The 2,300-nt window shown below is 49.0% G+C and carries 3 protein-coding genes; 2 read left to right on the top strand and 1 reads right to left on the bottom strand.

Annotated elements, in window-relative coordinates; translation table 11 throughout:
- Together ACLW56_RS25090 and ACLW56_RS25085 are read left to right on the top strand one after the other, a co-directional pair.
- On the top strand, positions 1-872 hold an 872-nt coding region (locus tag ACLW56_RS25090), incomplete at its 5' end, for a hypothetical protein (protein WP_330986312.1).
- 31 nt (positions 873-903) lie between these two features.
- Complete coding sequence (locus ACLW56_RS25085) at positions 904-1,326, top strand: hypothetical protein (RefSeq protein WP_330986311.1); 423 nt, start codon at positions 904-906, stop codon at positions 1,324-1,326.
- 188 nt (positions 1,327-1,514) lie between these two features.
- On the opposite strand, the gene ACLW56_RS25080 is transcribed toward ACLW56_RS25085, so the two are convergent.
- A partial coding sequence (locus tag ACLW56_RS25080; protein WP_330986310.1) for an IS3 family transposase occupies positions 1,515-2,300 on the bottom strand: 786 nt, incomplete at its 5' end.

The following is a 2,300-nucleotide window of genomic DNA, read 5'->3' as shown; positions in this document are numbered from 1 at the left end:
CGTCGGGCAAAGCCTGCTCGCCGGTTAAGCGTGAGAACCCCTGCTACTTCGAGTCGCAGGACACGATGAAGCCTGAAAGTCAGGGGGGCGAAACCAGGCAACTGCAAATTTCCCGTCCAGAGCGACCTTTTATTTCCAAAGAATACCCAATCGGAACGCCACAAGATCCGTTTGAGAAAAGTAAGATAGAAGATGAAATAGAAGACAGATTTAACCGTTTTTCATACCCAAATCAGGTTGGCGCTAGTGTGTGTGGCCCTGCTGCATTTTTCTACTGTTTGCTGAAGGATCGACCTGACGTTTATGCACAGGCAGCAAGAGAGCTGTGGCGATACGGGAAAACTAAAATCGGTGAGCTTGAGATCGCACCAAGTGATGGCTGTCGCCACCCAACTGGTCATTTTTATGACAACATTAATGGTCTTGATTGGATGACGCTGGCTGGCCTGAGAGATTCGGAAAATCAAATATTTAGCTTTGACGCCTTAGATTCACCTGTTGCGGGCATCACTATGTGGCAGAACGTTACCAAGTGGTTTGAAAAAGCCGGTTTCGAACATGTTTTCAGTAATGTAGGCATTACTCAAGCCGGGAATCAAGGTGTCAAAGATTTGAACGAGTACGTTGCTAAAGGATATAGAGTCATCACGCTCATTGATGACAGTTTGTTAGATGGAAGTCGATCAGAGAGGTCAACTGTTCCTACACATTGGATTGTATGGGAAGGGCCAGTTGCACAAAACGGAGATGGCTCAGTACATCTGAAATTATTCTCATGGGGTGACGTTCGTGACCAAATCAAACCTGGCAAGGATTTGCATTTCTTCACTAATAGGTTCTTCGGCGGAATGGTGTTCAAACCATTAAAGTAAAATGACGCAAAACTATAGAGAGCGAATAGTTATGATTTTATCCATGCGTATTCTCATTATTGCAAGCTTGGTGTTTTTAACCTCTTGCACTGTGTTAAGCCCAAAAGCCGAATATATCCCTGAGAATGAACAGCTACCGAACGCAACGATCGGACAGCCATATTTCTTTAAGGTCTCAATTCTAGGAGGAAGAGTCTTTGGTGGCAGAGACAAAAAGGCGGGTGTAGTTGAACCGAGTGATACTGGAATCGCCGTACGCAACTGTGATTTGCCAGCATCGGTGATTGCACCAGAAACGGTCGACCCGAAAGATCATAATTGCGTTGAAGTTTACGGCACTCCAACTCAAGCTGGCATCGTGAAAATTCATCTCGAAAGTGGGATGTACGGTAGCATGATTGCACCAGCAAGTTATTTTAGTAAGGACTACAAACTGAATGTTCTCGCCAACTGAATTTCTCAAATGGCCTAACAGGAAGAAGGTTCTCATAACTTGGTTCACTATGATTATGTTGTCAGCCTGCTCATTGAAGGTATCGGTCGTACCAGTTGGAAAAGTGCTTAGTGATGCAGAAATCGGTAAACCATATAGCACTGACATCATCACGGTAAGTGTCAAGGTAGTTGTCGCCCCAGTTTGATTTAAGCCGCCTGTTTTTCCCGCTCCGGATTGAGCGTGACACTCTCTCGCCGCTGCCAGTTTCGTGTCCCCCGTGACCAGCGTTCAGGGTTTACAGCCCTCGCGGCCTGGTAGACTTTCTCTCGTTGCGCCAGTAACGCTCTGTCCGCACCCGTATGCCGCTGTAATGGCGTCACATAACCTATTCCGCTGTGCCGGTGCTCTTCGTTATACCAGCGGGTAAATTTATCTACCCACACCCGTGCTTCCTCCAGCGTTTTAAAGCCTGAGGACGGCCACTGCGGCACATATTTCAACGTGCGGAACAACGACTCCACATACGCATTATCATTGCTCACACGCGGTCGACTGTGCGACGACGCTATATTCAGCTCTGTCAACTTCACCTGCAGGGTCTGCGATTTCATGGCTGCACCATTATCCGCATGCAGCACCAGTGGCTGGCGGTAACAGCGCTCACGCAGTACCGTACGTTGCATCAGTGCTGCTGCTAACTCACCACTCTCGGTTTCGTGGACTTCTGCCCCGGTGATTTTACGGCTGAACACATCCTCTACCAGGTACAGGTAATACCAGCGACCCCGAACCACTGAAGGCAGCCACGTGATATCCCAGGTCCACACCTGGCACGGGCCTGTTGCCGTGAATGTGGTCGGCGGTTTTACCCGCGATGGCTTAGCCTGGCGACCCCGGAGGTGGACTTCCCCGGAACGACGCAGCACCCGGTAAAACGTCGATTCACTCGCAAGATAAATCCCTTTATCCGCCAGTCGCGGGACGATTTGCGA

Origin of the sequence: Pantoea sp. sgz302252, from assembly GCF_047713085.1 — a bacterium.
Classification (GTDB): domain Bacteria; phylum Pseudomonadota; class Gammaproteobacteria; order Enterobacterales; family Enterobacteriaceae; genus Scandinavium.
The sequence above is the reverse complement of the archived record's forward strand: the minus strand, read 5'-3'. Positions and strand labels throughout refer to the sequence as shown.

What these genes read in the sequence shown, in the direction of transcription:
- ACLW56_RS25085 (WP_330986311.1), top strand. Translation starts at nt 904, where the DNA reads ATGATTTTATCCATGCGTATTCTCATTATTGCAAGCTTGGTGTTTTTA.